Raw genomic sequence first — 6,232 nt, forward strand, 5'->3', positions numbered from 1 at the left:
CTCGTGCCGACGGTGGTGACCGAGCGGCCCTTCTTGGCGGTAAAGGCCTGGACGCCCTGCGTGTTGGTGGTCGTCTTGGTCTTGAGCAGCGACGTGTTGAAGTTCATCAGGCGGTAGTCGCTCGAGACCAGCGCGAGGTCGCGGTCTTCCTTGAGCACCTGCGCATACAGCAGCTTGCTGCCGCCGTAGATGGCGTTCTTGAGGCGCTTGCGGTTGGTCTTGGTAGCGTATCCGGCAAGTGCGACACGCACCACGCGGCCGTTCTCAAAGACGAACTGTCTACGTCAGCAAGTGCGGGTTCAAGATAGTCGAGTTCTACAACAGTCGCCATCCCGATCGGCGCATACCGCCCATGGAGCCGGGCGAGACCCCTTTCCCCGGTTTCGAAGAGGACTTTTTGTTCGAGAAAGTCATGAACTGAATCTGCGTGAGGGGCGACACGCGCGGCTCTCTGCCAATAAGACAATCCAATCTTTCTCTAGGCAATTGAAAGATTTACGTTCCGTCGCCCCCTTCGCCTACCAGCCGGACGACGGAACCCGGTCATCGCGATGGGCCTCGCCCCAAAGACAGAGCTCATCAAGCACTGGCATGAGCGACAAGCCGCGCTCGGTCAAGCTGTACTCCACCTTCGGTGGTACCTGGGGGTACTCAACGCGCTTGACAAGACCATCGGCGACCAGACCTCTCAGCGCAGAGGTGAGCGACTTGTAAGTAGCAGGCGCAAGCTTGCGTTTGAGCTCGTTGTAGCGCGTCGTGCCGTCCAGGTACAGGCAGAACAGAACTGGCAGCTTGTACTTGCCCTCTATCAGGGAGAACGCGTACGCAAAGCCAGTGTTCTCGATGCCGTTGCGCGCGAACACAACCCCCTCTTTTGCCCCTGCCATGGATCCTTCCTTTACACTCAACAAGAAGGAGAGAAAACGAAGAACAAAGGCTATGAGGTAATAATTACTGTTGTGATAGATAGCTAAATTTGGGAATAGTATTCCCAAATTTGACATAACATATAACGAACTGCGATAATGACCTTCCAAGACGGGAGGCTATGCTGATGTACATCAAACGCGAAATTGAATCCTCTATAGATCGCTTGCTACGACAGGGCAAGGTCGTTCTTGTGACTGGCGCAAGGCAAGTTGGAAAGACCACCGTCCTCAGGGAGCACCTAGGCAGCTCCTTTGGCTACGTATCCATGGAAAACCCGCGCGATTACCTGCTCGCCAAGCAGGACGCTGCGCTCTTTTTCGAATCAAAATCCCTGCCGCTGATCATTGACGAGGTTCAAAGGGTCCCCGAGCTGTTTTCGCCTCTTAAGTGGATTGTTGACCAATCGACTAAAAAGGGACAAGTCGTACTTACGGGTTCCCAAACATATCGGCTCATGAAGGGTGTCAGTGAGTCATTAGCTGGCAGAATTAGGATTCTCGAAATGTCGGGGTTAAGTGTGAGGGAGCTTATGGGCAATGTGGGGACGGCGCACCCCTATGTTCCCGCTCCGGTCGCAGTGGCGCAGAAAGCTCCCAATAAAAACATCTGGGAAATTATTCATCGCGGTTCGATGCCGGAGCTGCAGGACAGCACTATTGACTGGGATTCATTTTATTCAGACTACGTTTCCGCTTACCTAGAGCGCGATGTGCGGGACCTTATTAACGTTAAGAACGAGGCAAAGTTCTACAGCTTCATGGTTGCATGTGCGGCTAGGTCTGGCCAGCTCTTCAACGCCTCGGACATCGGCAACGCCATTGACGTTGATCATAAGACGGTGAAGGCCTGGCTATCCGTTCTGCAGGCATCAAATATCGTTCGCATTATCGAGCCCTTTTGGCCAAACATTGGCAAGAGTCTCACCAAGACGCCGAAGCTATATTTTATGGACACGGGGCTTGTTTGCCACCTGACTAGGTGGACCACGCCCGAGCAGCTGCAAGTTGGCGCTGTCGCGGGGCACGTATTTGAGACCTTCGCGGTGTCGGAGGTTCTCAAGAGTTATATGAACGCCGGCGGAAACGTACGAGACGTTTGGTTCTATCGCGACGCAAAGAAGCGCGAGATTGACCTCGTGATACAAGAAGGGCATGTTCTCCATCCCGTCGAGATCAAGACATCGTCCACAGTCAGAATTGACGCCATCAAGCACTTCGGTTGCCTCGAGGGTCTGTCGGGGTATGAAGTTGGGTTTGGACATGTCGTTTGCCAGACCCCTGAGCCATACTCCCTAACAGATAAGGTGCAGGCTATTCCTTTGTGGGCGATATAGCAAACACGGATAGAGCCCAAGGAGCAGAAGCGGCATTCGCACTCCTAACCAAATACGGCTCCGCGCCGAAGCCCCCTCAACATCAAACGTCGCTATCGAGCGTGGGCGTTTTCGTAGGCCTTTTTGACCTCTTCCGGCAAGCCGTCGGGAATCATGGCCTTCAGCTCGGCCTCGTTATCGCCTTGATTCAGCTGCTCGTAATACCAGCATTTGAACTTCAGCATGTCCAGTGCGCGGTTCATCTTCGCGATCTCCGACTCCATGTGGGCCTTCCGGTCCTCGAACATGGCCTTGCGCTGGGGGTATGTAGATGGGCCTTCCGCGCACCATTCCATGAACAGCCGGATGTCCTTGATCTCCATCCCCGCCTTCTTTAGGCATTCGATAACTCGAAGCGCCTCAAGTTCCGTGTCGCCGAATTGGCGAATGCCGGCCGTTCGCTCCAATCCCGGGAACAGTCCCTGCCTGTCGTAATATCGCAGCGTCGAGGCGGGCAAGCCGAACATCTCCGACACCTGGCCGATTGTGTACATGGCTCCTCCGGATAAATCTCGAATTCAATCCTTGACCTAAAGTCAGGTTTAGGTATTACCTTCATTCTCGTCAATTAAGCAGGGAGTGCAAGGGGTGTTCCGTAATGCGGAAACTGATTTGCGTTCAGAACCATCGACGGGAGATAGTTGGTTATGGCAATTAAGCAGACGGCCGGCAGAGATGCCCTGGGGGAGTTCGCTCCCAAATTCGCACAGCTCAACGACGATGTGCTGTTCGGCGAGGTGTGGGGCCGGGAGGACGAGCTCTCCTTGCGCGACCGCAGCGTGGTGACGGTGGTGGCCCTAATGGCGCAGGGGCTGACGGACTCTTCGTTCAAATATCACCTGACGTCCGCAAAGAACAACGGCGTGACCAAGGCGGAGATAGCGGAGATCCTTACGCACGCAGCGTTTTATGCGGGTTGGCCCAAGGCGTGGGCTGCCTTCCGCATGGCGAAGGAGGTCTGGGCGGACGACGATGCCGCCGACGCAAAGGCTCAGCACCAAAACGAGATGGTTTTCCCCATCGGTGCTCCCAACGACGCTTTCGCGAAGTTCTTTATCGGGCAAAGCTACCTCGCGCCCCTTTCCACCGAGCAGGTGGGCGTCTTCAACGTGACGTTCGAGCCCGGCTGCCGCAACAACTGGCATGTCCATCACGCCAAAAGCGGCGGCGGGCAGATCCTCGTCTGCGTGGCTGGTCGAGGGTTTTACCAGGAGTGGGGCAAGCCGGCACAGGAGCTGCGCCCCGGCGACGTGGTCAACATCGCCCCGGGGGGTGAAGCATTGGCACGGAGCCGCGCCCGACAGCTGGTTCTCCCATCTGGCGTTGGAGGTTCCGGGCGAGGATGCCTCCAACGAGTGGCTGGAGCCTGTGGGTGGTGAGGAATACCTTAAAGCGACTAGCAGGCAGGCTTAAGCATGGAGCAGTTGAATCTGACGCAAGAATGGGACAAGGTGTTCCCCAAAAGCGACAAGGTCGAGCACAGCAAGGTGGCCTTCTACAACCGATGCTGGCGGGCGGCGTGGTCGATCCGCTACCGGAGGACGCACCGCAGTTTGTAAAGGACTATTACGCCTACTACAAGACCCCGCGAGGCTACCATCCCCGCAGCCTGAACTCCAATGGCGGCTGGAATGCAACGTCCTCGCTGTCGTTTATGAATATGCCGATTTTGCAGTACGCCGGCGAGATCCGATCCGCCGTGCTGCTGGTGCACGGCGAGAAGGCGCACTCCCGCTATTTCAGCGAAACCGCGTACGGCAAGTTGACCGGAGACAACAAGGAGCTGCTCATTATCCCCGGAGCCAGCCACACCGACCTTTACGATCAGATGGATGTCATTCCGTTTGAAAAGCTGAAGGCGTTCTTTGGGGAGCATCTGAAATAAGGCGTGCCTTGATTTAATGCCAAGTCTCCAGCGACGATCCTTCTAAAGAGTGGGAGTGGCTGAAACGAGGCGATTGATTAACTCCATTCGTTTTGGTTACAAAAAAACATGCTGCGCGCCTGCGGCATGAAGGAGGGGGATTCTTATGAAAATCGTTGTATTGAGCGGCAGCCCGCGTAAGGGCGCCAATACCGACGCCATGGTCGAGGCGTTTGCCGAGACCGCGTGTGAGGGCGACAATACGGTTGAGGTCATCCGCGTTGCCAGCAAGAAGATCGCCGGCTGCTTGGGATGCCAGTACTGCTTTACCCATGAGGGCACCTGTGTGCAGAAGGATGACATGGCCGACGTGATTGAGTCGCTGAAAGGCGCCGATATGGTCGTCTTCGCTTCGCCTATCTACTGGTTCGATATCACCGCGCAGGAGAAGGCCGTCATCGACCGCCTGTACGCCTTCGGTGCCACGGGATTCCCGTTCACCAAGACGGCCCTTTTGCTCGATAGCCACAGCGAGAGCGTCTATGATGCGGCGATCGCTATGTACAAGTCAGCCTGCGCGTACTGCAAGTGGGAGGACCAGGGCATTGTCACCATTAGCGGCATGACCGAGCGCGACAGCATGGCATCCTCGCCCAAGCTGAAAGAGGTGTGCGAGCTCGCTCGCAAGCTGGCCTAAGGACAAGAAGAGCGCATGGCAATCAGCGCAAGCGGAAATGCGTGCTGCCCTTATCAAGAGGATTACTGATTGCCATGCGTTGATGCCTTTGCGGACAATCTCGGCGTGCTAGGAGGCCTTCTCGCTCAGGAACTCCCTGAACGCGGGGATGTCGAAGCCGACGAGGCCACGTCCACGTTCCCCGATAACGCCGTCCTCCAGGAGGCGGCGTTTGTATTGACTTGCATAGTTGCTGGCGACGCCCATACGCTTGGCTATCTCCGAGACCCTGCTGGGTCCAGAATCGGGCAGCATCGCGAGCAAAAACTCAATGTCTTTATCGGAAAGCTCTCGATAGGTCGTTTCGAGAATGCGATCGCGCAACTCCATGCGTGCGAGCAGGGAACCCTGCTGGACATCGGATGTGCTGATTTGGGGCGAGTTCTCCGAAACATCCCAAGTGCGATATCCGACGAGCTGCATCATGTAGGGGAATCCGTCGACAGCCTTCACAGCATCCTCGAGCGCTTCTGGCGTGATTGAGCGTCCTCCAGCCTCAATGGTTTTGCGGAAGGCATTTGCAATCTCAACATCAGTGATTCGTCCCAGCTGATGATACTGGGAGCGCCTGAGGAACGAAACGGAATCGTTGCGCAGCAGCGCCGATACTTTGTAGGGTAGTCCCGCCATGAGAAGGGCTACCTTTTTGCCCTCTCGTACAAAATGTTGGTAGACAGAGGCAAATTGGAGCATTTCATCAAGATCGACCGTGACTTCATCGATAGTGATGAGAAGCCCGATGTCATGCTTCTCGAGCTGCCTGAAAATGCTGTTCATACGTGTGCGCCAGTTGCTCTGGGCCTCTTGAGCATATGTCCAATCGATGCCCACTGGACCAATTTGAACGCCGTTTATGCGCGCATGAGGCTGTGAGAGGTAGCTATCTGCGGCTTCTTTGGTTCGCTCGATAATATCTTCGAGCATGCCTGGCATGGCGGAGACATTTGCTGCGATCCAGTCGCGTTCAAGCGCCGTTTCTGAAAGGAGCGAGAGAAGCGCCGTCTTGCCCGTTCCCCTTGCGCCAGTAAAAATAGTCGACAGGTTGGGATCTCCCGGGCCATTGATAAAGCCACGGTTGATGTCACGCAGGATATGCTCGCGACCCGCTAGAAAAGGAGGGATGCTTCCGAACGTCGGGGTAAAGGGGTTCTTTCTGTACTCCATGGTAGCTCCTTTGCAAGTTTTGCTAATTTTTGCAACTTTTGCTAACTTTTGCAAGTTTTGCTAATGGCTTTACATACCTTGTGCCGTGGGATTGCAGGAGTGAAAAACGGGAAGTTCTATTATTCCGACTACGTTGCAACGAGCCGCTGCTCTTTGGCGCGCCGAT

The 6,232-nt window shown here is 55.4% G+C and carries 7 protein-coding genes; 4 read left to right on the top strand and 3 right to left on the bottom strand.

The window, feature by feature from the left end; translation table 11 throughout:
- Nucleotides 1-518: 518 nt before the first annotated feature.
- Complete coding sequence (locus tag SFLMC1_RS10710) at nucleotides 519-887, bottom strand: winged helix-turn-helix transcriptional regulator (RefSeq protein ID WP_152074228.1); 369 nt, start codon at nucleotides 885-887, stop codon at nucleotides 519-521.
- Nucleotides 888-1,048: 161 nt separating this feature from the next.
- On the opposite strand from SFLMC1_RS10710, the gene SFLMC1_RS10715 reads away from it, so the two are divergent.
- Entirely contained in the window at nucleotides 1,049-2,263 is a 1,215-nt protein-coding gene (locus SFLMC1_RS10715; RefSeq protein ID WP_226814263.1) for an ATP-binding protein, read from the top strand.
- 92 nt (nucleotides 2,264-2,355) lie between these two features.
- On the opposite strand, the gene SFLMC1_RS10720 is transcribed toward SFLMC1_RS10715, so the two are convergent.
- Nucleotides 2,356-2,796, bottom strand: a complete 441-nt coding sequence (locus SFLMC1_RS10720; RefSeq protein ID WP_152074229.1) for a MerR family transcriptional regulator — start codon at nucleotides 2,794-2,796, stop codon at nucleotides 2,356-2,358.
- Between the two features lie 153 nt (nucleotides 2,797-2,949).
- Here SFLMC1_RS10720 and SFLMC1_RS10725 point away from each other — a divergent pair, with 153 nt between their 5' ends.
- The 3 genes from SFLMC1_RS10725 (at nucleotide 2,950) to SFLMC1_RS10735 (ending at nucleotide 4,863) form a co-directional block, all read left to right on the top strand.
- On the top strand, nucleotides 2,950-3,681 hold the full coding sequence (locus SFLMC1_RS10725) for a carboxymuconolactone decarboxylase family protein (RefSeq protein ID WP_261981440.1): 732 nt from the start codon (nucleotides 2,950-2,952) through the stop codon (nucleotides 3,679-3,681).
- 125 nt (nucleotides 3,682-3,806) lie between these two features.
- Nucleotides 3,807-4,187 (top strand): alpha/beta hydrolase, encoded by a 381-nt coding sequence (locus SFLMC1_RS10730; protein WP_222838076.1) that lies wholly within the window; start codon nucleotides 3,807-3,809, stop codon nucleotides 4,185-4,187.
- Nucleotides 4,188-4,332: 145 nt separating this feature from the next.
- The gene (locus SFLMC1_RS10735; protein ID WP_152074230.1) at nucleotides 4,333-4,863 is read left to right on the top strand and encodes a flavodoxin family protein; all 531 of its coding nucleotides are present in this window, start codon (nucleotides 4,333-4,335) and stop codon (nucleotides 4,861-4,863) included.
- 108 nt (nucleotides 4,864-4,971) lie between these two features.
- Here the strand turns inward: SFLMC1_RS10735 and SFLMC1_RS10740 are convergent, their stop codons facing one another.
- Nucleotides 4,972-6,066 (bottom strand): ATP-binding protein, encoded by a 1,095-nt coding sequence (locus SFLMC1_RS10740; RefSeq protein WP_152074231.1) that lies wholly within the window; start codon nucleotides 6,064-6,066, stop codon nucleotides 4,972-4,974.
- Nucleotides 6,067-6,232: the final 166 nt, after the last annotated feature.

Source organism: Collinsella aerofaciens (assembly GCF_901212495.1).
GTDB lineage: Bacteria > Actinomycetota > Coriobacteriia > Coriobacteriales > Coriobacteriaceae > Collinsella > Collinsella aerofaciens_H.

Coding starts and splice junctions, on each gene's coding strand:
- SFLMC1_RS10730 (WP_222838076.1), top strand. CDS start 3,807: ATGCTGGCGGGCGGCGTGGTCGATCCGCTACCGGAGGACGCACCGCAG.
- SFLMC1_RS10725 (WP_261981440.1), top strand. CDS start 2,950: ATGGCAATTAAGCAGACGGCCGGCAGAGATGCCCTGGGGGAGTTCGCT.
- SFLMC1_RS10715 (WP_226814263.1), top strand. CDS start 1,049: ATGCTGATGTACATCAAACGCGAAATTGAATCCTCTATAGATCGCTTG.
- SFLMC1_RS10710 (WP_152074228.1), bottom strand. CDS start 887: ATGGCAGGGGCAAAAGAGGGGGTTGTGTTCGCGCGCAACGGCATCGAG.
- SFLMC1_RS10720 (WP_152074229.1), bottom strand. CDS start 2,796: ATGTACACAATCGGCCAGGTGTCGGAGATGTTCGGCTTGCCCGCCTCG.
- SFLMC1_RS10740 (WP_152074231.1), bottom strand. CDS start 6,066: ATGGAGTACAGAAAGAACCCCTTTACCCCGACGTTCGGAAGCATCCCT.
- SFLMC1_RS10735 (WP_152074230.1), top strand. CDS start 4,333: ATGAAAATCGTTGTATTGAGCGGCAGCCCGCGTAAGGGCGCCAATACC.